Source organism: Okeania hirsuta (assembly GCF_003838195.1).
In the GTDB taxonomy this organism is placed as follows: Bacteria; Cyanobacteriota; Cyanobacteriia; order Cyanobacteriales; family Microcoleaceae; genus Okeania; species Okeania hirsuta.
On the sequence record NZ_RCBY01000125.1, the window covers coordinates 1 to 23,515 of the forward strand.

The following is a 23,515-nucleotide window of genomic DNA, read 5'->3' on the forward strand; positions in this document are numbered from 1 at the left end:
TAGTAAGTTTCACCATTATTTGGATTCACAAAGCCGTATAACCATAGCCATTGGTATTTCCAGTTAACATTGGCGATCGCATGACTACCCAACTGAGCCCAGACTCTTCTACATATAGGTTTTAACCCTAAGCGATGTTCATCCATTGCCCAGACTTCAACTGTGGCCTCTGGGTGTTTTTGCCCTACTTCTTGGACTTTCTGGTTGAGTTTTTTTTTCCACTGTTCTTGCTCTGTGATCTCCCCTTTGTCATGTGCTGGACGTGGTACTTTTAAACGCATTTCAAAGCTACGTAGATATTCCCACCCTCTTTGAGGATGAATAGGACGTTCCAGATGCTCGCTCATCCACTGAGCTACTTTGGGTCCATTCCTTGAAGAAGGAGACAGGAGACAGCTATACTGGAGACAGGAGGAAAATTACATGGGGATTCGCTCCCCCCAAGTAATGCGTGAACACGACCGTTGACGGTGGGGTATTAAACCCACAAAGAAAATGATAAACCTCCATCTACCGGTGGCTCTTGTAGTGCTTGCCATAGGAAAGCTTGGTCTATTTCTGAGAGTAAGGTCTCCGGCCCCTGATGTTGATGGCGACGATCTTTTAATCCATCAATACCTAATCGGTTATAGCGCCCTACAATTCTGTAAATTGAACCACGCCGATATCCAGTAACCTCAGCCACTTCTTCTACTTTGTGGCCTTTAGCTATCAACCAGAGGATTTGCCATCTAGTTCGTTCTATTGGGTCTTGAGTTTGTCGGTAGAGTTTTTCCAACTCTTCGATACTTTTGTGTGGTTCTAGCTTTAACAATCTCGGCATGGCGATCGCCCAACTCTTACTATTCATCCCTTAATTTATCAGGTTTAATTTTTTTATACCGATGCTACCGGATTTGATATTATTAGCATCTGCTAGTGATGATACTAGCGTGCGTTTGTGGAATGCTATTACTGGAAAACAAATACGAGTTTTGACAGGACATACAGATGTAGTTAAAAGTGTAGCTTTTTCTGCCAGTAGCAAGTTATTAGCATCTGGTAGTCGGGAAGAAACATTAATATTATGGGATGTACTTACTGGTAGGAAGTTAGCACTGCTCGCAGGCCATGAAGATTTAGTCTGGAGTGTTGCTTTTTCTGCTGATGGTAAAATGTTGGCATCTGGAAGTGCAGATAAAACAGTCCGGTTATGGCATACTAGCAACGGTAAACCCCTGAAAGTTTTCTCAGGACATACAATGTATGTTAAAACAGTTGCCTTTTCCCCAGATGGTAAATTATTAGCATCTGCTGGTGGAGAGAAAACTATACGGTTGTGGGATATTACCACTGGAAAAATGAGCAGACTGTTAATAGGGCATCAGAGTATAATTAATCGAGTTGCTTTTTCTGCTGATGGCAAAATATTGGCATCTGGAAGTGACGACCAAACTATCCGTTTATGGGATGTTACTACTGGTAAATCCCTAAAAACTTTATTTGGACATACTAATATTGTTAACAGTATTGCGTTTTCTCCAAATGGCAACTTTTTAGCATCTAGTGGTCGCTACGGTGTCGTTCGTTTGTGGCAAGTTAGTTAATTATATCATATCCGGTTGAGTAATTAGATTTTGAAAGTATAAGTATTCAAACGGATATGATATTATCTCAAATCCGTTTAATTGGACATAAAAAATTCTCCAATCGCCATAACTAAGCTCATCTTTCTAATTCTTTCTTCTCCTGACTCCTGAGGACTGACTCCTGATTCCTAAACAGTTAACCTATCTATAACTAGACATCTCCAGAAAAGAGGGAACAGGGAACAAGAAACAGGGAACAGGGAACAGGAAGAAATAATTGATAATTTATGCAAAGCTATTCATTATGACTCGGTGACTTCCTCTCCTGGGAATGGTTAGGAGTGGGTTTACTCCTCAGAAATAACCTAGTTATTTGTAGCAAATATTTATCAAATTGGTATTAGAATTGTTTACAGGAATATAATCGCAAATTTATTCTAAATCTCGAATTGCTTCATCTGAGATACAGCGGTATGTTTTTGATATTTCAATTATAAAAAATAACTTTTTTTCAGGAATTTTTAATCCCAATTTTGGTTATTTCCAAGTGTTATTTTACTACTAAATATTAGATTAAGAGACTATTTTAATTATTATCCAACTGTAACAAGCTTTGCTGAAATACATAATTTACAACAGCAAATAATTTCTCCAAATCTCCAATACTATAACTAATAGTATTCCTAGTAAAAATATCTCCTTTTAATTTACCAAATTCCCAAAATTTACCATTAGAAACAATACCAAAAATAGTTTGTTCTAAATCGTTGTTAATTTTCTGTACTGCTAATAATTCTGCTAAACATTGACCCCATCCTTCTTCAAATTTATCTTGCTTGGCTTCAACTACTAAAAAATAGGGTTTGTCAAAAATCATTCTGCCTAGAGGATTGAGTTTAGTCACAATATAATCTGGTTGTCCTGAAAGTTTTTCATCATAAATTAAAGTTTCGTGGCTCCAAAGCGTCAGTTTCTCATAATAAGATTTCCAGACTTCTTTCAAAAGAGGATAAATTAAATTTTCGCAAATAGCATATTCTGAACCGTATATGGTTCCATGAGAAAGTAGAAATTCTAATTCTTCTCTAAAATTTTGAGGCACTGGAAATTCCAGTTCATTGATAAAATTTGCAGAAATATATTTGATTTGATATTCTTTGGCGACTGCTGCAATATTTTTGTAATTACTGAATGGCATGATTTAATACTCTGTTTTAATTATTCTCTAATTCTAACAAACACTGCTAAAACACATAATTTATAACTGCAAATAATCTCTCCAAGTCTCCCAGAGTATAACTGATAATATTCCAGGTAAAAACATCTCCTTTCAATTTACCAAATTCCCAAAGTTTACCGTTAGAAACCATACCGAAAATAGTTTGTTCTAAATCGTTAAAGAAGAAAAACAACTGTACCTCAACTTGAGAAACGCTATATTAATAGTAAGGGTAATTAAAAGAATCTACAGGAGATGTCCCTTTAACTAAAAAGATAAATTATATTATGTATCTGCTCCGGGGAAGCTACCCTACTGCCTTCCAGGGGAGCTACGCTAACGCATAATTAGTTATAATAAAATTTTTGTTTGTAGTTGGGATTTAGCCCTTTTAATACTAAATCCGCTGATGAAGAGGTACTTACCCTATTCCCAAATCCGATCTATAGCAAAAACTTCAACTTTTTTGAATATCCTATTACTAAACCGGATGTAGTATAAATACTTATGTTAGGGCTAGAGCACAACTACGAGCATAATTAGGGTTTACTGAAAAAGTATGAGTGGTAGGGGTAGGAGACAGGAGACAGGAGACAGGAGAAATTGGAATTTATAGGAGGTAGGAGCTAAGTTTTGTAAGAATGATTTTTCGGCCCAACTATGCGCCTAAAATACGCTCCTTTTTGAGCATAAAGAGGTGAAAAATTTGCACTGCAATTCGACTCCAAAAATTCTTTAGTCTTTATATGTCAATGCTTTTAGATTTAATCAGCAAGCCCTAATTATAACTGTTTTACTGTAAGCGTAGCTCCCCGAAGGGGGCACATGATATTACAGCCTAAAAAATGGTATGAAAACTATTCATTCTGTAGGTTGCCAATGTGGCGGCTTCCCTACCTGACTACTAATAAATAGCCTAGGTATTTGTAGCAAACAGTTGTCAAATTGTTATTGATTTTTTTAGTCACAAAATAAGTTAATAACACCCCTCCCAATCATAGTCAAAACACTTTTTATAAATACTGAAAATTTAATTGAGTTTCTGGCAAAGCACCTTCCATTTTAATCAACCATTCTATTAAATTTTCTAACTGTTTATCAGCACTTAAAACACCTAAACCACGAACTGTTACTTTACCCTTACTAAACACAAAACGAGACTTTAAATGACCTGGTAATTTCTCCTTTAATAAATTCCAAGCTGGTTCCTCCATTGGTGTTTCTAAAACAACGTGTTGTTTCCCTTCTAATTTAATCCGAGAAAAGCCTAATTTTTTGGCAATTTGTTTTAATTCCATCATCCTTAATAACTGTAAAGCAGCTTTCGGAATAGTACCGTAGCGATCGCTCCAATCAATTTCTATTTGACTCAACTCTTCCCGACTATTAGCAGCAGCAACTAACCGATATGCACTCATTTTTTGATCTAAATCTAGAATATAGTCTGCGGGAATGAACGCAGTCAAACTCAAGTCAATTTGCGTATCATCCACCTGGGGAATTTCCTGACCTTTAACCTCACTAATTGCTTCTTGCAACATCTCCGTATACAGATCGAACCCAATGGTATTCACCTGACCAGACTGCTCTGCACCTAAAATATCTCCCGCTCCCCGAATCTCTAAATCTCGCATTGCCAACTGATATCCAGAACCCAACTGGGTAAACTCCTGAATTGCGCGCAACCGTTTTTGGGCATCATCTGTCAGTGCTACCCCACCGGAAGCAGTAGTAGGATAAAATAACCACGCATGAGCTTGCACCCCCGCACGACCAACCCTTCCCCGCAACTGATACAACTGAGACAAACCAAACTTTTGAGCATCCTCTATTAATATCGTGTTGACCCGAGGAATATCCAAACCAGACTCAATAATTGTGGTACAAACCAAAATATCAGCTTCGCCAGCACTAAACGTGAGCATTATTGACTCCAATTCATTAGCATCCATCTGACCGTGACCGATATTAATTCTAGCTCCGGGAATCATTTCTCGTAATTTTCCCGCCAACTCTTCAATACCCTCAATGCGCGGTACAACATAAAAAACTTGCCCTCCTCTATTCAACTCTTGGCGAATTGCAGTGCGAGCAGTTTCCAGATCGTAGGGTGCAAGATGAGTTTTTATCGGACGACGCAATGGGGGTGGAGTCGCAATTAAACTCATTTCCCTAATTCCCGAAAGCGCCATATATAAAGTCCGGGGAATTGGCGTTGCAGTCAATGTCAACACATCTACCTGAGCTTTGAGCGCCTTAATTTTTTCCTTCTGGTTAACACCAAACCGTTGTTCCTCATCCACCACCAACAACCCCAACTCCCGAAAGTTAATCGTTTTGCTTAAAATAGAATGGGTGCCAACAATAATATCCAACTCCCCAGTCGCCAACCTCTGCTGAATTTCTTTCTTTTCATTAGTAGTACGGAAGCGGTTGAGTAAACCTATTTCTATGGGATAAGGTGCAAAACGTTCTTTGAGAGTATGATAATGTTGCTGAGTTAAAACTGTAGTCGGGGCGAGAAATGCTACTTGTTTGTTGGCAGTGACTGCTTTAAAAATTGCCCGAATAGCAACTTCTGTTTTACCAAAACCCACATCACCACAAACCAGGCGATCCATTGCTCGCTCACTTTCCATATCCCGTTTCACATCTTGAGTTGCTTTCAACTGGTCGGGAGTAGGTTGATAGGGAAACGAATCTTCCATTTCTTCTTGCCATGGGGAGTCAGCAGGAAAACTATAACCTGTTTGTTTGGCGCGTTGAGCATAAAGTTTCAGCTGGTCAACGGCTAATTTTTTGATTGACTTGCGGACTTTATTTTTGGTGCTTTCCCAAGTTTTACCCGTCAGTTTATTGAGCTGCGGTTTTTTCTTATCTGTACTTCTCAGTCGCGACAGAGAACTGAGTTGGTCAGCGGCAACTCTGAGCAAACCGTCAGCATATTGAATTGCCAGATAGTCGCGAGTTTCATTATTCAGAGTCAGACTTTCTAATTTGACAAACTTGCCGATACCATGTTGACGGTGAACTACATAATCTCCGGGACGCAGTTTATTGGGGTCTACTTGTTTGGAAGCTGCTTGACGACGTTTGCGAATATAGGTGGGAGTGGCGAGGGTGTGTTGTCCGTAAAATTCTCGGTCGCTAATCAAAACTAACCGGAATGTGGGTAAAACAAATCCTTCTAATTCTGCTAACCCACTATATTTGATGGCAACGGGGGTGTGTTGGGTTTGCAGTCTATCAATGGCGGGGTAGTCCCGGGGGTTGGGGATAAACTGAGCGGGACAGTCGTGTTCCTGGAGTAGGGATACGGACCGCGATGGTTGAGCAGAAATGAGAAATACGGAAAATTTCCGTTCCCTTTCCTGGCGCAGGTTTTCTGCCAGTTTTGCGTATTGGTGTGGCATGACTGGTAAGGGACGACTGGCGAGGTTGAGGGTATATTCGACTGAGCTGGTAATACTGCTATTGCTTTCTTTGGCAAGTTCGGATAAATATAGTCTGGGAAATAATTCTACTTCTGCGAGAGAGTCGGCAAAAGTGCGGTGAATTTTTGGTAATGGTTGGGATGTTTGGTCAGCGTTGAGTTGTTGCCAGTTTTCTTCTACCAGTTCAAACCAGCGATCGCCATGAGCAGCACATTGGTCAGCTTCGTCTATGGCGACTAGGGTATTTTCTGGCAAATAGTCTAAAAGGGAGACAAATTTTGAGTCGGTCATTGACTCTAAGTTTCCCCACCCCCACTGACTAAAGTTTGTGGGAGTGACTACTATTTTGGCAATTTTGTCGAGGGAGCGTTGAGTAGAAGGGTCAAATTCCCGAATTTTTTCGAGTTCGTCGCCAAACCATTCTAGGCGCACTGGTAATTCTGATGCTACGGGAAATATATCTATAATATCCCCTCGGCGACTCCACTGACCCTCGGTTTCTACTAGGGGTACTCTTTCATATCCCATCTGGGCAAGTTTTTCATCTAAAGATATACACTCTAAACCATCAGACTGAGAATGATTTATCTGTGTATCTGTGGCCGATCTCCCTGTCGTGCTGAAGGTTTTGGAGTTGCTGGTAATGCCTGGGTTAAGGGTAAGACAATAGGGTTGAAATTGTTTGATTGTGGGTAGGTGGGGTTGGAGCGATCGCTCTGTTGCAACTACGGCCATTTTTGCTTTATTGCTATCGTTACCATTGTTAGTTGCATTTTCTGGCGCATTCTCACTTAGCAAGTCTGCCAATACTTGCATTTGTCCCCAAATCATTTCTTCGGAGTGGGAGGGTTCGTAGGGTGATGCTTCTGAGGTGGGATAAAAGTGAACTTTCGGCCATCCTATTGCTTCTAACTGTGCCGCCCACCGTCCCGCTTCTTCTAAAGTGGCAGTAACGATAAATAAATTTTGCTGTTGTTGTTGGGCCAGGGTAGATGCAACTAAGCCTTTGGGTAAACGCGGAGCGCCGTTGAGTTGTAGGCATTGGTGTTGTTGGAGTTTGTTTAGGAGTTCGGTTGTTAAGGGCGATCGCCCGAGTAGTTTAAGAATAGAAGATAGTGTCATTTCAGTTATCAGTTATCAGTTATCAGTTATCAGTACCAACCCCTAAAGCATGAGGCAAGAAAATACTGAAGTTTACTTTTTTCTGGCTATTGACCCTATTTTTTGGTCATAAGATTTTTAATTTGATTTTCTAAGCCGGAAGTCAAGAGTCAGCGAAGCTGAAGTCAGGAGTCAGGATTGCAAAATTTAACAATTCATGATTCTACTCTATTCAGATATATCTTGCTACGAGACAACGGGGAGATGGGGAGTGAGGGAGTAGAGGAGCGGAAAAAACTGTCAGTAGGAAAAAAACCGAAATACATCCTCTTTCTTTGACAAGAATTACGCAAAGGTACTATATATAGTAGATAAAAACCATACCATTGTGGTACATATAGTGTTTTTTTCGGCAAAATGCTTAAGTCCTGTTTTAACAAGCTATCAGCTATCAGCTATCAGCTATCAGCTAAAATCGGCGGGTTCGGCGTCCCCCATGCTTATTTGAAAAAGCGCGTGGTGTGCGTGTTCTGGTGGATTAAAATCCCCATCATACGCCTTGAGAGCTGAGGTGCTGAGGTGCTATTTCAATTGGAGCTGAAGTCATTTTTCTCAATTTCAATTAATACCATTACGGTTGCACCAACTGCCATTATATAGAATCCTTATGATATCTTTGCACGCGGTATGTGCTTTTGGCTGCCGTCCTTAGTCGGTGGTGAAGTCAGGAAATTTAGAAATAGAATAGGGGAAAAAGCGGATGCGACCCTGCGACGACGACGGCTCGCTTGCGGAACGCGCATCAAGCAAGTAGAAAAATGCTCCCTATTCCCCTACTCCCTTACTTCTCTCCCTATCTTCTTACCTCCCCTCAAATGAGTTATACCATTTCTCAAAAACTTTTCTACATTTTTACATAGTAGGGGAGTAGGGGAGTATGGGAGTAGGGGAGTGGGTGAGAAGTAAAAAAAAATAATAATTAATATTAAACTGACTCAAATTAGCAAAAAGTTTATTCGGATAGTTTAATTAGTTAATAACTGAAGTGTTACCCAAATATAGCACTAATGCATGGTAATTGGTATTATATAGCAGTCGAAGGAAAGGTGTTTGACAGATCGCTCATCTTGAAACTCAGACAACGCAATATTTTTCCTTCTTCCTTCTGCTATAAAAAATTCTTGATTAGTTCTTTCAATTGGAAACTATACCAGGGCGAAGTGCTATATTTTTTATTCCCTATCTTTTGATTTTGGGTTTAATACCCCACCGTCTACAGGGTGTTTACAATTGGTTGTGGTTTGTAGACGCGGAGCGGCTTGTCGAAGACTATCCCCATCCACTTTTTCTTCCCTCTTCCTTCTTTCTTCTTCCTTCTTCAATCTCTATTCCTTATTCTCTATTATGTTATCAAAATTCCTCAAATTGATTAACTGGAAAAATTTTAATACATTTTTATTATTAACATTTACCTGGATATTTATACCTCTATTTTTGGTAGAAATTGTGATGATTGTTTTGGAGCCTTATCTATTTAAAGGTCTCTATCAGTACGATTCAGATTTAGGATTTAGAGTACGACCTTATATTAATGGTAATAATCAATTTGGTTTTAACGATAGAGATTATCCTTTGCAAAAAGACCAGAATAAATTTCGATTATTAGTGGTTAGCGATTCGTTTAATTGGGCTGGTGGAAAAGAAGGAAATTATACGGCTTTGTTGGAGAAAAATTTTGATAATTATTATGGCAAACAGCAAGTTGATGTGATTAATGTAGGCTATCCAGGAACTCATACTGGGGAGCAGTTAGCTATGTTGAAAAAATACGGGTTGCAATATAATCCGGATTTAGTAGTATTAGGTTTTTTTGTTGGTAATGATTTTCGGGATGCTGACCCAGAAAGAAAACGAATTATTGTCAATGGTATCTATATAGATATAGATAAGGAAGATGAATTAATTATTTTTGGTTATCCGATTATTGGTAAGTCTAGATTATTGATGTTTTTACAGCAGAAATATCAAGTTTACCAGGAATTACAAAGAGCTAAACAGGATTCTGCCCAGTTTAGTAGTTCTCTAGTTGCTAGTTTAAATTTAGCATCAGCTCCAATTATTGAACGGGAAAAGTCACCGGGAATTTTATCTGAAAAAGCTTTTCTGCGGGTAGAAAAAAGTAGGCTCAAATTCTGTAAGATTAGAGATTTACTTGAGGGCAAGCGAGACGATAATATTAACTATATTTTTCAGAGTATTTCAGAAATGCAAGCCTTATTAGAGTCTCGAAATATTCAGTTTGTGGTGGCAATTTATCCCGATGAATATCAAGTTAATGATGAATTGTTGAATGACATTTTTGCGGAATATGATGATTTGAAGCGAGAGTCTTATAATACGACTTGTCAGCAAGAGATTTTGAGGAAATATTTGGAGGCTAATAGTATTCCTTATATAGATATGTTAGATAGATTTAGAAGAGAACAAAAAAATCGTCCTTTATACTTACTTCGGGAACCTCATTGGAATAGTGCTGGAAATTTATTAGCTGCGGATATTTTATTCGATTATTTAGTAAGAGATATCGATAATTTTTTTGAATAAGGAAGATTGCTATGGCAGAAGGAAGAAGGAAGGAAGAAGAAAGAAAGAAGGAAAAAAAAATGGATTGGGACTCAAAACCCAACCAATTGTAAACACCGTGTAGACGGCGCTTTTTTCAACCCAAAATATAAATTAGGCAAATATAATTCTGGAATATATTCTCGATTCCGTTTTGCTTATCGCTGCAATTAACTCTGGAAATAAAATAACTTCAACACACAACTACTAACTTCATTCAAGGTTGTTTGATTCTGAAATGGTTCAATTAAAGAATCACTCAATAATATTTTACCCAATACTCCTAAATTTAGGCCAGAATTAGGAGGATTTGAGACCGGAGAAAAATAAATATCTACCTGTCTAACCTCCCCTGTTACTTCTCGACTAATTTCGACTTTACCAAAAGGTCATTTCAGTTATCAGTTATCAGTTATCAGTTATCAGCACCTCCTGTAATGGGAGGCTACGAAAATACGGAATTCTCTTTTTTTATCTCCTTAAAAGGGGAAGCTATTGACCTGATTTTTTGGTCATTTAATGTTAAGTTTTTATTTGCTAGCTATATCTAGCTGTGAGGGATAGTTTTATAGCAATTATGAAAAAAAATACTAAGTACCTAAGCAAAATTAATTGTATATTTATCCTCTATTTTCTGAACGTTAAATATCTTACTATATCTAAGCTGCAACTATTTTTTATGAAAATTAAAATGCACTGGTTATTTTGTGTACATTCTTCCCTAAAAAATTTTAATTTTTGGCTAAAAAGGAGCTTTTACCATCTTACTTTACAACTTATTTATATCTATAAATTTTTTCTTCTTCCCTCTTCCTTCTTCCCTCTTCCTTCTTCCCTCTTCCTTCTTTAATTACCTGACAAAACAGTAAGATTTTCACCATTTTTATTAACTACATAAGTACCAGGAATTTGATAAAATTTAGCGGTATCTGTATCTAATGCCCAAGCTTTAACATTAATATTTCCTTGAGGAAATTTATGAGTAGACAATACCTTTTGCCATCCTGACTTAAAGTATTTTTGACTATTAAATTCTTTCACCAGATAAGGTCTTGGCATTGTCATATCTGCCACAGCAGAAACAATAGATTCACCTTGAGAATTATCATAACTTAAAACAATGGCATCTACAGGTAAACCCGTATCAGTAAATATTGCCCAACCAGTCCCTAGTAAATTATTCTCACCAATGAATTCTAGCTTCTCAAAAATACCTTCTACTTCTCTCTCATTATTAGTATCTACAAGGTCTTGAATGCGATTAGTTTTAATTAAAGCAGGGTGTAAAAAACCCATTTCTGTTAAGTAACGCGCCCGTTGTCTATGAGATTCAAAGTAGTAATAATCAATCAAATTTTGGCAGTTATCGTGAGTAAAATTAATGAGTAATAAACATCCTTTATATTTCAAGTAATTCTGTCGCCATGATTTCATCTTTTCTATACTGTAGGTAAAATTATGTATTTGCAGAACAGTTATTATGCCGAGAAACCAGCAAATAATTTTTGAGAATAGGCTTCTATTAATTAACAAGTATTCTTTTTTTATCCAATCCTCTCCCACAATAATTGTTAAATGAATTATGGAGATAATGAGATAAGTGGAAAAGGTTGTATATCTTGAGGAAAGTGCTTGTTCTATACCAAATGAAACTCTACCAATGGATGTAACTAAGGCACTAATAACTGTATATGAACCAAGCATAATCCAACCAATGCTTTGAGACCGAATTTGATAGTCTTTAATCTGCCATAGTACATAAGAAGACAAACAAATAAATAGGGTAATAATTATGGAACCAAGAATAATTGAATTATTGAGAGGTTGTATACTGCTACCTATACCAAGAGCAGTACCTATAAATGCTAGAAAATATTGAAATATTTGATCTGGATATTGAATAGATTCTACTGGATTAGGATGAGATAATGGCTTTTGATAATCGTAAAAATATAAGGCTATATTTGCTATAAATCCAATTATCCAGAGGATATATAATTTGATATTTTTTCGTATATCTGAGCAAGATTTTAGTTTGGCTAAAGCTAAAACTGGTAAGACAATTACCCAGGCTAATAAACCATTAGCATAAGAAAAAGTGCTGATGGTTGCCAAGAACATACAAATTAAAAATTTTGCTGTATTATTCAGTTGAGAATAAGCAATTAATATAGAGGTAGTAATACAGACAATGGGAATAAAAACAACTATTTGAATACCCCATAACCAATTTTCATATTGCACTGCAGAAAAAATAAAAATATTAGATACTAATGCTATGGTCAGACTTTTGATTGGGGAAGCATTAATTGTTAATTGGTTTAAAAGATAAATATTTACAGCAACTATACAGGCAAGTAAAAATATGACTAAAATTTCATATCTAATATTCCATTTTGTCAAAAATGCTAAGGAGATAAAAATTAGTCTGGGGAAAAATTTTCTGCTTTCATTATGCTGTGCCATTAAATCGTTGAAAGACAAAGTTCCTACATTAACTTTTTCAAAGACAGCAGCAATTTGCCATTGGTCTTGAATCGGTACATTCAAACTATACTTAAGAATAAGAATTCCTAGAACTATAGCTGGAATTATCGCCAAACATAAATTTATTCCTAAAACTAATTTAGAATGAGTACGTTGCATATTTATCAAAAAAAAGGGAACAGTTCAATAATTGATAATGGATAATTAATAATTACCTCTCCCTAAAAGGAAGAGGATTGAATAAAAGGAAAATTTTTTCTCTCTTGGTCAATTGGATATGGCTATGTTCCCTCAGCATCCCATCCTTCGGGGAGCTGCGCTAACTACCGCTTGTTTCTCTTTTAAAGGAGAGACTTTAAACCTTAATTATTCGGTAACAGGGAATAGGGAATAGGGAATGGAGAATGGAGAAAAATTATACTCAAATTTAATTTTCCAAATTGCCAAGTCTAAACCTCCCCTATAGCGCTTATCTATATAGATAGAAAAAGTTAATTTAGAGAGATATTTTTAAACTGGTGTTATATTAACATTTTAGCGATCGCTAATCTAGATTAATTGTATTTAATCCAGTCAAAACATTCCATATTTATCAAAAAAGGGGATAGACAATAGTGAATGGGGAATGGGAAATTTTATACTCAAATTTAATTTTCCAGATTGCCAAATTCAAACCTCCCATATCGCGCTTATCTATCTAGAAAAAGTTAATTTATAGGTATTTTTTTTACTGGTGTTATATTAACATCTTAGCGATCGCTAATCTAGATTAACTGTACTTAATCCAATCAAAACATTCATCCTAGAAAATTTAATTTTAATAATGAAAAAAATTTTTTCTATCCTCCGTCAAACAGCAATTATATCTTTAATAACTTTTGGCTTAACAGAAGTCACATTCAGAATTTATCACAAAATTAATCCATCTTTTATGTTCTACGACCCCTCATCTTATAATCGTTGGCGTGGGAAACCATTATCTACAGATTATGACTTCCAATTAAATTCTCGGGGATTTAAAGATGTAGAATTTAGCAAACAAAAAGCAGAAGGTACATACAGAATTTTGGGTATAGGTGATTCTTTTGCTTATGGAGGTATTCCCTACAAACATAATTTTCTAACTCTATTGGAGTCAAAACTTAATCAAGATAGTCAGCAGCCAATAGAATTAATTAATATGGGTATAATTGCTATTGGGCCGAAAGATTATTTATCCCTATTAGTCAATGAAGGATTAGAATTAAATCCTGATATGGTATTGTTATCTTTTTACGTCGGAAATGACTTTTCTGATAACTATAAATCACAACAAGACCGGAGATTACTTAAAGTTCAAGATTCTTACGTTTTCTCATTTTTTGATTTCCTAATTAAGGTGAATAGTAAGTTTGAAGGTAATCTTTATCATCATAATATAGAGTATCGAGAAGATTTACCTACTGTACCGGATGACTTTCATCTGGAAGAGGCAAAAAAGAGGAGTTATATTTTTCTCAAAAATCCTGAAGAAACTGAATTTCAAGAACATTTTAATGATGCTTTGGGCGACTTATTAAAAATCAAAGAAATCTGCGATCGCAGAAATATTACTTTAGTCGTAGTCTTAATGCCTGATGAAGTACAAGTTATCAAAGAATTAAGAGATAAAGTAGTTGCTAGTTATAATTTTACTCCCAATAAATTTGATTTTCGACACCCTAACAAATTATTATCTCAAGCACTTGTCAAAAATAATATATATTATCTTGACATTGTTGAAGAATTTGTGACTGCGGGGACTCAAATTCCTCTCTACAAACCTAACGATATTCATTGGAATATTGCTGGTAATAGATTAGCTGCTGAAGTAATAGATAAGTATCTCTCTGAAGAATTTTTTCAGTAGATATAGCAATTCGCCCATTGGTTGTGAAATTTTTGATAATAGACATCTCCAAAAATCAAAAATAAAATCAATTATTATCCATAAATTATCAATTACTTCTCCCTGTTCCCTGTTCCCTATTGCCTCTTTTCTGGAGAGGTCTAATAGTTAATTTGAACTGAAAACATGAGTAAATTCTGACTCCTGACTCCTAAGTGCCATCAAAATATTACAACCCAAATAAGGTTAGGATTGCTATATTTATCTATTATTTGATTTATTTTTACTATCTACCGATTGATTTTGATTTGGAGCAAGTGTATTAAAGATTGAATTAGCTATATATTCAGACAAAATCTTTTCTCCAGCTTTCGTGTAATGACAGCAACTATCAATATAAACTATCTCTTTGGCATTATCTAAAATATTTACACCATTGAAAATATTCACACCATTTTGTTTCAAATCATCTATCTTACTTAAAAGCACTGGATACCCCAATTCTGTTGCTTCTTTAAAAGGAGTATCAGAATCAAAAGCAATTTTCTTTTCTGCTTCACTGTAAATTCTATTGGTAGGGTAATATTGATTTGGCTGTAGAATATGAAAATATAAAATATTATTATTAGCAGCAATTTGCTTGATCATTATGGAGGCTTTTTTCCAATGTTCTGCCATAGTCTCATATAATTCTGATTTTTCTAGTTGAGGAGATTGTGCATAGAAATAAACGATACTAGCTTCAGTTTCTCCCGCAGCTTGTTGAGCTGCTTTTTTTCTTTCTTTATCAAATATTTTGACATTTTTACGATAGGTCGTTGCTAGATTTTGTACATAAATTGATGTCAAGGCATAACAGTAAGCTACTTGACACTTATCTAAAGTTTCTAAAGCATCTTTCAATTTATCTTTACTGTCGTTAATTTTTAACATTGCTCTAATAGATTTTGTCGAGAGACTATTATTAGCTATGTTGGTTAACGGCACAACATGATTGGTACTTGGCATCATAATATCAATATTATTTTTATTGTTTGCTTTTGCCAAAATTACCTCATTAAACCCATCTATATTGATGAGCATATCAAATTCTTGACCGATGGAGAGAAAGTAGTTTAATAGTATTAATTGTTGCGGTTGTTTATAGCCTCCTGTGGCAAAAGACAAGATAATAAATTCCTTATCTTTAAGTTCTGGAACTTGCTTTAATTTATTGACCAAAATTTGATTCTGAATTTCATATATTGAATAGTTAGAGGCAACTGAACCACCAAAAACTCCGATTATATATTGATTATCACTCTTTTTTTGATAGGGATAATCATAAGGAGAAATAAAACCAGCAGCATTGTATTTAAACCCTTCTCGAAAATCTGGTCCTGGTTTTTGAACATAGCCAAAGTAAGGATGCAGTCTTTCTATTACAGAATCTTCTAACCTAATTCCTGCTAAATTTATTCCCATCATATTGGTATTGACATTAGCATTATTATTTTCATTTTCTGCTTGATTTTCTTGTTCTTCCTCTTGATTGGTTTTTGCCACCTTTTCTCTCGTGTAGAAAAATTGCTTATACCTGATAAAATACCAAGCCAAAGAACCTAATTCTAAAAAGATAAATAGCAAAATTATGTTAATCAAAATAATTTTCCATAGTTCTTTGGAATCTTTGAACATACCCAGTTTTTTCATAGTCATTTTATAGAAGATATATTTATAGATTAATACAGTTCAGTTAAAGATTTTTTGGATAAGGAAGAAGGAAGAGGGAAAAAGGAAGAAAGAAAGTAGATAAGTCTATAGATAGATACAGTTCAGTTAAGGATTTTTTTTGGCAATTCTGTAATCTTAAAAGCTTATCTAATGGTTCCATACTTTATGAGTTTTGGTCTTATAGAATTTATCAAAAACTTTTCTACATTTTCGCATAGTAGGAGACCCACCCTAACCCCTCCCAGGAGGGGGAGTAGTAGTTGTATGTAACGTCCGTATAGGGAGAATCAAACACAAGAATAATTAACATTAACTTGGCTAAAATTAGCAAAAAAGTGATTCAGATATTTTTAATTACTTAATAACTGAAATTTTACCTAAGTATAGCATTACTTTATCCTGTTGATTTATAGATATATTTTTTTCGGTATCAGGCATCATTTGAATTTAACACCAGTCATTCCGTCAACCACTTTTTATCATTTTAAAAGGGGAGGCTATTGACCAAAATTTTCGGTCAAAATATCAAGTATTATTGTTGATAAAATAATAATCTTACTAATGTTTCAGTTATCCAATAAATTCTCTGATGGTTAATTTTAATTATTATACCATTTTGAAAAAAGAATGTTACGAATAGTAAGTGTGATTAAAAGGCTTTACAGGAAATGTCCCTTTGACAGAAAAGAGAATTTAGGACCTAAAAACTGGTATTGAAACCATTCATTCTGACCCCTGACTTCCCCTCCACCGGAGGGGTTAGGGGTGGGTTTACTTCTAAGAAAGACCCTCGCTATTTGTAGCAAATATTTATCAATTTGGTATTATACATTTTAATTTTGGCGTTGCTGATTTGATGTATGAAATTCAACTATAGAAATTTCCAAGAAGCGTGAGGTACGCGCATTCCTTGGTTTTAAGGAACAGGAAACAGAAGACAAATAAAGATAGGTGTATCTCATTAGGCTAAGAAACGCTATAAGTAGGTAGACAAAATTATTTGTATATAAATTTATTTGGCATCCTTTTATGACTCTACGACAGAGCAATCAAAAATGTACAATTAATTCTGTCTAGGTACTTAGTGGTAAATTTTCACCCAAAACAATAGTGGCAAATTATACCTATTTTTAACTCTAAAGTCACTGAAAAACTCCTTTCTACCTACTGACTCCTGAATCCTAACTCCTGACTCCTAACTTCTGTGAAATCATATATTTCGCACAAATAATTTGACATTATTTCCCCCACAAATTTATGACCTTCTATATTCCAATGACCTCCACAAGGTTCTGCATTATCAAATCCATATAAACACTTGCCTGTTTTTTGCGCTTCATCTACTAATGGTCCAGATAAAATATAAACCGGAATATTTTCTTGTTTGCCAAACGCTTCTATTCTCCGGTCTGGATAATATAAATCTGACAAATTATGAGAATTTTTAAATTTTTCACGGTGTTCCAAACTGGGATGCACCTGATGAGAATCACTAACTGCCATTAACATAAAATCTCCATTCTTTTCATAGACTTCATCCCTCATTAACCTAATTAAATCTTCCGTTACTTTCCAAGCTTTATCCCAGTCAGAATTTGATTCAGGTTCTCGATAAAAAGAAACAATAGTTTTGCCATAATCATTTAAAAATTGACGTGGTTTAGCATCCATATCAACTTTTCTAATTAACTGTAAAATCCGAAAATTTCTCACTAACCAAATTGGTAATATATCAACCATTGAAAAAACATAACGACCTCTTGACCAAGGTTTCATTGTCTGGAATGACATATCTAACTCTAACTGACCATTTTTATAGACAAAATAAGGTCTGAGATGGTCGTGGTCTAGAGGACGATAATTATTACGGAGGTCGTTACCAGCATAAAAAGCTAATATTACTAAATCTGGTGCATAATCCCAAACATGATGTCTTAAAGTCATCAACTGTTGAGCTGTTCCATAACCCTGTACACCAAAATTCATTACCTCAACTTTCCGGTCTTTTAATACAGGACACTGTTGTAATCTTTGCTCTATAATTGCACCATAAGTATCCTCCAATTTGACATGAATTGCTTCTGTAAAAGAATCTCCTAATAAAGCTATTCTTAATCCATTTTCAGGTTGAGTTTTACTACGTTCATAATCACGAAACCCTCCACTATTCATTTTTAATTCTGAAGGTATACCTTCTCCTGTCCAAAATGCTGTAGCGTTAGGATTTCCTGCCCAACCTCGATTTGGATCTTTAGCAGTATATAGAGATTTATTTTCTGATTTTTCATCTGTTCTAGGTGGTGGGGGATGTGCAATTCCTAATATTCTTAATCCTACTTCTCCCACTATCACAGCAAATATAAATGTAACTATTGTTATTCCTATATTTACTGCTAAATTTTGTCGCTTTTTCATTTTCTCTACTTATATGAAATACTAAAATTTTTGCTACAAATACTTAGGGTTTGCGTATGGAAAGTCTTTTTGCTGGGGTAGGAGACAGGAGACAGAAGAAATGGGAATGAGCGAGGAGGTAGGAGTAAGAATTGTAATACCAAATTCAAAAAAGGCAGTTACATCTTAATTTGTGATTTATTCATAAAAGAAAAAATTATAAATTCCATAAATTCTAAAATTTCCACCTTTTTTCCTCTTTAATATTTATGTTTTTCTTTCCCTGTTCCCTGTTCTCTGTTCCCTGTTTCGTCACGCTTTGCAATATTTTATGAAATTGGTATAAGAGTGATTTTTCTGCCCAACTATGTGCCTAAAATACGCTCCATGCATGAGCGTTTTAGACGTGATACCATGCACTTTTTAAAGGCCCCAAAAAGGCACTTGTCTTTATATGTCAATGCTTTTAGATTTAATCAGCAGAACAATAATTAGACTGTTTACAGGAGGACCGAGTCATACCATTTCTCTGTAAACAATAAACTTAATAATTGTTGCTCAGACCTGATTAAGCTGACTATTCTCATCTTTATATTAAATGGAACTTCATAGAGAAATAGAGAAATGGTATGACTCGGTCCTCCTGTAAACAGTCTAATTATTGTTCTGCATTATCAAATCCATATAAACACTTGCCTGTTTTTTGCGCTTCATCTACTAATGGTCCAGATAAAATATAAACCGGAATATTTTCTTGTTTGCCAAACGCTTCTATTCTCCGGTCTGGATAATATAAATCTGACAAATTATGAGAATTTTTAAATTTTTCACGGTGTTCCAAACTGGGATGCACCTGATGAGAATCACTAACTGCCATTAACATAAAATCTCCATTCTTTTCATAGACTTCATCCCTCATTAACCTAATTAAATCTTCCGTTACTTTCCAAGCTTTATCCCAGTCAGAATTTGATTCAGGTTCTCGATAAAAAGAAACAATAGTTTTGCCATAATCATTTAAAAATTGACGTGGTTTAGCATCCATATCAACTTTTCTAATTAACTGTAAAATCCGAAAATTTCTCACTAACCAAATTGGTAATATATCAACCATTGAAAAAACATAACGACCTCTTGACCAAGGTTTCATTGTCTGGAATGACATATCTAACTCTAACTGACCATTTTTATAGACAAAATAAGGTCTGAGATGGTCGTGGTCTAGAGGACGATAATTATTACGGAGGTCGTTACCAGCATAAAAAGCTAATATTACTAAATCTGGTGCATAATCCCAAACATGATGTCTTAAAGTCATCAACTGTTGAGCTGTTCCATAACCCTGTACACCAAAATTCATTACCTCAACTTTCCGGTCTTTTAATACAGGACACTGTTGTAATCTTTGCTCTATAATTGCACCATAAGTATCCTCCAATTTGACATGAATTGCTTCTGTAAAAGAATCTCCTAATAAAGCTATTCTTAATCCATTTTCAGGTTGAGTTTTACTACGTTCATAATCACGAAACCCTCCACTATTCATTTTTAATTCTGAAGGTATACCTTCTCCTGTCCAAAATGCTGTAGCGTTAGGATTTCCTGCCCAACCTCGATTTGGATCTTTAGCAGTATATAGAGATTTATTTTCTGATTTTTCATCTGTTCTAGGTGGTGGGGGATGTGCAATTCCTAATATTCTTAATCCTACTTCTCCCACTATCACAGCAAATATAAATGTAACTATTGTTATTCCTATATTTACTGCTAAATTTTGTCGCTTTTTCATTTTCTCTACTTATATGAAATACTAAAATTTTTGCTACAAATACTTAGGGTTTGCGTATGGAAAGTCTTTTTGCTGGGGTAGGAGACAGGAGACAGAAGAAATGGGAATGAGCGAGGAGGTAGGAGTAAGAATTGTAATACCAAATTCAAAAAAGGCAGTTACATCTTAATTTGTGATTTATTCATAAAAGAAAAAATTATAAATTCCATAAATTCTAAAATTTCCACCTTTTTTCCTCTTTAATATTTATGTTTTTCTTTCCCTGTTCCCTGTTCTCTGTTCCCTGTTTCGTCACGCTTTGCAATATTTTATGAAATTGGTATAAGAGTGATTTTTCTGCCCAACTATGTGCCTAAAATACGCTCCATGCATGAGCGTTTTAGACGTGATACCATGCACTTTTTAAAGGCCCCAAAAAGGCACTTGTCTTTATATGTCAATGCTTTTAGATTTAATCAGCAGAACAATAATTAGACTGTTTACAGGAGGACCGAGTCATACCATTTCTCTGTAAACAATAAACTTAATAATTGTTGCTCAGACCTGATTAAGCTGACTATTCTCATCTTTATATTAAATGGAACTTCATAGAGAAATAGAGAAATGGTATGACTCGGTCCTCCTGTAAACAGTCTAATTATTGTTCTGCATTATCAAATCCATATAAACACTTGCCTGTTTTTTGCGCTTCATCTACTAATGGTCCAGATAAAATATAAACCGGAATATTTTCTTGTTTGCCAAACGCTTCTATTCTCCGGTCTGGATAATATAAATCTGACAAATTATGAGAATTTTTAAATTTTTCACGGTGTTCCAAACTGGGATGCACCTGATGAGAATCACTAACTGCCATTAACATAAAATCTCCATTCTTTTCATAGACTTCATCCCTCATTAACCTAATTAAATCTTCCGTTACTTTCCAAGCTTTATCCCAGTCAGAATTTGATTCAGGTTCTCGATAAAAAGAAACAATAGTTTTGCCATAATCATTTAAAAATTGACGTGGTTTAGCATCCATATCAACTTTTCTAATTAACTGTAAAATCCGAAAATTTCTCACTAACCAAATTGGTAATATATCAACCATTGAAAAAACATAACGACCTCTTGACCAAGGTTTCATTGTCTGGAATGACATATCTAACTCTAACTGACCATTTTTATAGACAAAATAAGGTCTGAGATGGTCGTGGTCTAGAGGACGATAATTATTACGGAGGTCGTTACCAGCATAAAAAGCTAATATTACTAAATCTGGTGCATAATCCCAAACATGATGTCTTAAAGTCATCAACTGTTGAGCTGTTCCATAACCCTGTACACCAAAATTCATTACCTCAACTTTCCGGTCTTTTAATACAGGACACTGTTGTAATCTTTGCTCTATAATTGCACCATAAGTATCCTCCAATTTGACATGAATTGCTTCTGTAAAAGAATCTCCTAATAAAGCTATTCTTAATCCATTTTCAGGTTGAGTTTTACTACGTTCATAATCACGAAACCCTCCACTATTCATTTTTAATTCTGAAGGTATACCTTCTCCTGTCCAAAATGCTGTAGCGTTAGGATTTCCTGCCCAACCTCGATTTGGATCTTTAGCAGTATATAGAGATTTATTTTCTGATTTTTCATCTGTTCTAGGTGGTGGGGGATGTGCAATTCCTAATATTCTTAATCCTACTTCTCCCACTATCACAGCAAATATAAATGTAACTATTGTTATTCCTATATTTACTGCTAAATTTTGTCGCTTTTTCATTTTCTCTACTTATATGAAATACTAAAATTTTTGCTACAAATACTTAGGGTTTGCGTATGGAAAGTCTTTTTGCTGGGGTAGGAGACAGGAGACAGAAGAAATGGGAATGAGCGAGGAGGTAGGAGTAAGAATTGTAATACCAAATTCAAAAAAGGCAGTTACATCTTAATTTGTGATTTATTCATAAAAGAAAAAATTATAAATTCCATAAATTCTAAAATTTCCACCTTTTTTCCTCTTTAATATTTATGTTTTTCTTTCCCTGTTCCCTGTTCTCTGTTCCCTGTTTCGTCACGCTTTGCAATATTTTATGAAATTGGTATAAGAGTGATTTTTCTGCCCAACTATGTGCCTAAAATACGCTCCATGCATGAGCGTTTTAGACGTGATACCATGCACTTTTTAAAGGCCCCAAAAAGGCACTTGTCTTTATATGTCAATGCTTTTAGATTTAATCAGCAGAACAATAATTAGACTGTTTACAGGAGGACCGAGTCATACCATTTCTCTGTAAACAATAAACTTAATAATTGTTGCTCAGACCTGATTAAGCTGACTATTCTCATCTTTATATTAAATGGAACTTCATAGAGAAATAGAGAAATGGTATGACTCGGTCCTCCTGTAAACAGTCTAATTATTGTTCTGCATTATCAAATCCATATAAACACTTGCCTGTTTTTTGCGCTTCATCTACTAATGGTCCAGATAAAATATAAACCGGAATATTTTCTTGTTTGCCAAACGCTTCTATTCTCCGGTCTGGATAATATAAATCTGACAAATTATGAGAATTTTTAAATTTTTCACGGTGTTCCAAACTGGGATGCACCTGATGAGAATCACTAACTGCCATTAACATAAAATCTCCATTCTTTTCATAGACTTCATCCCTCATTAACCTAATTAAATCTTCCGTTACTTTCCAAGCTTTATCCCAGTCAGAATTTGATTCAGGTTCTCGATAAAAAGAAACAATAGTTTTGCCATAATCATTTAAAAATTGACGTGGTTTAGCATCCATATCAACTTTTCTAATTAACTGTAAAATCCGAAAATTTCTCACTAACCAAATTGGTAATATATCAACCATTGAAAAAACATAACGACCTCTTGACCAAGGTTTCATTGTCTGGAATGACATATCTAACTCTAACTGACCATTTTTATAGACAAAATAAGGTCTGAGATGGTCGTGGTCTAGAGGACGATAATTATTACGGAGGTCGTTACCAGCATAAAAAGCTAATATTACTAAATCTGGTGCATAATCCCAAACATGATGTCTTAAAGTCATCAACTGTTGAGCTGTTCCATAACCCTGTACACCAAAATTCATTACCTCAACTTTCCGGTCTTTTAATACAGGACACTGTTGTAATCTTTGCTCTATAATTGCACCATAAGTATCCTCCAATTTGACATGAATTGCTTCTGTAAAAGAATCTCCTAATAAAGCTATTCTTAATCCATTTTCAGGTTGAGTTTTACTACGTTCATAATCACGAAACCCTCCACTATTCATTTTTAATTCTGAAGGTATACCTTCTCCT

Annotated in this window: 16 protein-coding genes; 4 read left to right on the plus strand and 12 right to left on the minus strand. The window is 35.1% G+C overall.

Features of this window, described 5'->3' with window-relative positions; translation table 11 throughout:
• Both D5R40_RS19520 and D5R40_RS19525 read right to left on the minus strand, forming a co-directional pair.
• The coding region (locus tag D5R40_RS19520; protein WP_511035250.1) for a transposase at nt 1–347 on the minus strand (347 nt) is incomplete at its 3' end.
• 131 nt (nt 348–478) lie between these two features.
• The gene (locus D5R40_RS19525; RefSeq protein ID WP_124143379.1) at nt 479–850 is read right to left on the minus strand and encodes a helix-turn-helix domain-containing protein; all 372 of its coding nucleotides are present in this window, start codon (nt 848–850) and stop codon (nt 479–481) included.
• A 46-nt stretch (nt 851–896) separates the two neighbouring features.
• Between D5R40_RS19525 and D5R40_RS19530 the strand changes: the two genes are divergently transcribed.
• Nucleotides 897–1,586 (plus strand): WD40 repeat domain-containing protein, encoded by a 690-nt coding sequence (locus D5R40_RS19530; RefSeq protein ID WP_161565023.1) that lies wholly within the window; start codon nt 897–899, stop codon nt 1,584–1,586.
• A 568-nt stretch (nt 1,587–2,154) separates the two neighbouring features.
• On the opposite strand, the gene D5R40_RS19535 is transcribed toward D5R40_RS19530, so the two are convergent.
• The 4 genes from D5R40_RS19535 to D5R40_RS35615 all read right to left on the minus strand — a co-directional run bounded on the left by D5R40_RS19535 (nt 2,155) and on the right by D5R40_RS35615 (nt 8,704).
• Entirely contained in the window at nt 2,155–2,766 is a 612-nt protein-coding gene (locus D5R40_RS19535; RefSeq protein ID WP_124143381.1) for a hypothetical protein, read from the minus strand.
• Nucleotides 2,767–2,812: 46 nt separating this feature from the next.
• Entirely contained in the window at nt 2,813–2,938 is a 126-nt protein-coding gene (locus D5R40_RS41285) for a hypothetical protein (protein ID WP_275670284.1), read from the minus strand.
• Nucleotides 2,939–3,800: 862 nt separating this feature from the next.
• The gene (gene mfd / locus D5R40_RS19540; protein ID WP_124155084.1) at nt 3,801–7,343 is read right to left on the minus strand and encodes a transcription-repair coupling factor; all 3,543 of its coding nucleotides are present in this window, start codon (nt 7,341–7,343) and stop codon (nt 3,801–3,803) included.
• Between the two features lie 1,211 nt (nt 7,344–8,554).
• Nucleotides 8,555–8,704, minus strand: a complete 150-nt coding sequence (locus D5R40_RS35615; protein ID WP_161564620.1) for a hypothetical protein — start codon at nt 8,702–8,704, stop codon at nt 8,555–8,557.
• Between the two features lie 22 nt (nt 8,705–8,726).
• Between D5R40_RS35615 and D5R40_RS19545 the strand changes: the two genes are divergently transcribed.
• Nucleotides 8,727–9,926 (plus strand): alginate O-acetyltransferase AlgX-related protein, encoded by a 1,200-nt coding sequence (locus D5R40_RS19545; RefSeq protein ID WP_124146018.1) that lies wholly within the window; start codon nt 8,727–8,729, stop codon nt 9,924–9,926.
• Nucleotides 9,927–9,932: 6 nt separating this feature from the next.
• On the plus strand, nt 9,933–10,118 hold the full coding sequence (locus D5R40_RS35620; protein ID WP_124146019.1) for a hypothetical protein: 186 nt from the start codon (nt 9,933–9,935) through the stop codon (nt 10,116–10,118).
• Between the two features lie 672 nt (nt 10,119–10,790).
• On the opposite strand, the gene D5R40_RS19555 is transcribed toward D5R40_RS35620, so the two are convergent.
• Nucleotides 10,791–12,590 (minus strand): hypothetical protein, encoded by a 1,800-nt coding sequence (locus D5R40_RS19555; protein WP_124146020.1) that lies wholly within the window; start codon nt 12,588–12,590, stop codon nt 10,791–10,793.
• A 664-nt stretch (nt 12,591–13,254) separates the two neighbouring features.
• On the opposite strand from D5R40_RS19555, the gene D5R40_RS19560 reads away from it, so the two are divergent.
• Nucleotides 13,255–14,319 carry an SGNH/GDSL hydrolase family protein gene (locus D5R40_RS19560; protein ID WP_240039070.1) on the plus strand — a complete coding sequence of 355 codons (1,065 nt, stop codon included), beginning with the start codon at nt 13,255–13,257 and terminating at the stop codon, nt 14,317–14,319.
• Nucleotides 14,320–14,559: 240 nt separating this feature from the next.
• On the opposite strand, the gene D5R40_RS19565 is transcribed toward D5R40_RS19560, so the two are convergent.
• The 5 genes from D5R40_RS19565 to D5R40_RS19585 form a co-directional block, all read right to left on the minus strand.
• Nucleotides 14,560–15,990, minus strand: a complete 1,431-nt coding sequence (locus D5R40_RS19565; RefSeq protein ID WP_124146046.1) for a hypothetical protein — start codon at nt 15,988–15,990, stop codon at nt 14,560–14,562.
• A 1,185-nt stretch (nt 15,991–17,175) separates the two neighbouring features.
• Complete coding sequence (locus D5R40_RS19570) at nt 17,176–18,426, minus strand: SGNH/GDSL hydrolase family protein (protein WP_124146022.1); 1,251 nt, start codon at nt 18,424–18,426, stop codon at nt 17,176–17,178.
• A 637-nt stretch (nt 18,427–19,063) separates the two neighbouring features.
• Nucleotides 19,064–20,194 (minus strand): SGNH/GDSL hydrolase family protein, encoded by a 1,131-nt coding sequence (locus D5R40_RS19575; RefSeq protein WP_192901292.1) that lies wholly within the window; start codon nt 20,192–20,194, stop codon nt 19,064–19,066.
• A 637-nt stretch (nt 20,195–20,831) separates the two neighbouring features.
• Complete coding sequence (locus D5R40_RS19580) at nt 20,832–21,962, minus strand: SGNH/GDSL hydrolase family protein (protein WP_192901292.1); 1,131 nt, start codon at nt 21,960–21,962, stop codon at nt 20,832–20,834.
• A gap of 637 nt (nt 21,963–22,599) precedes the next feature.
• Nucleotides 22,600–23,515, minus strand: a 916-nt coding sequence (locus D5R40_RS19585; protein WP_240041625.1) for an SGNH/GDSL hydrolase family protein, incomplete at its 5' end; no start/stop codon positions are given.

Bases quoted from the DNA above. Each gene is read 5' to 3' on its own strand.
- D5R40_RS19545 (WP_124146018.1), top strand. From the start codon at position 8,727: ATGTTATCAAAATTCCTCAAATTGATTAACTGGAAAAATTTTAATACA.
- mfd (WP_124155084.1), bottom strand. From the start codon at position 7,343: ATGACACTATCTTCTATTCTTAAACTACTCGGGCGATCGCCCTTAACA.
- D5R40_RS19560 (WP_240039070.1), top strand. From the start codon at position 13,255: ATGAAAAAAATTTTTTCTATCCTCCGTCAAACAGCAATTATATCTTTA.
- D5R40_RS19555 (WP_124146020.1), bottom strand. From the start codon at position 12,590: ATGCAACGTACTCATTCTAAATTAGTTTTAGGAATAAATTTATGTTTG.
- D5R40_RS19580 (WP_192901292.1), bottom strand. From the start codon at position 21,962: ATGAAAAAGCGACAAAATTTAGCAGTAAATATAGGAATAACAATAGTT.
- D5R40_RS19525 (WP_124143379.1), bottom strand. From the start codon at position 850: ATGAATAGTAAGAGTTGGGCGATCGCCATGCCGAGATTGTTAAAGCTA.
- D5R40_RS19535 (WP_124143381.1), bottom strand. From the start codon at position 2,766: ATGCCATTCAGTAATTACAAAAATATTGCAGCAGTCGCCAAAGAATAT.
- D5R40_RS19575 (WP_192901292.1), bottom strand. From the start codon at position 20,194: ATGAAAAAGCGACAAAATTTAGCAGTAAATATAGGAATAACAATAGTT.
- D5R40_RS19565 (WP_124146046.1), bottom strand. From the start codon at position 15,990: ATGAAAAAACTGGGTATGTTCAAAGATTCCAAAGAACTATGGAAAATT.
- D5R40_RS41285 (WP_275670284.1), bottom strand. From the start codon at position 2,938: ATGGTTTCTAACGGTAAACTTTGGGAATTTGGTAAATTGAAAGGAGAT.
- D5R40_RS19570 (WP_124146022.1), bottom strand. From the start codon at position 18,426: ATGAAAAAGCGACAAAATTTAGCAGTAAATATAGGAATAACAATAGTT.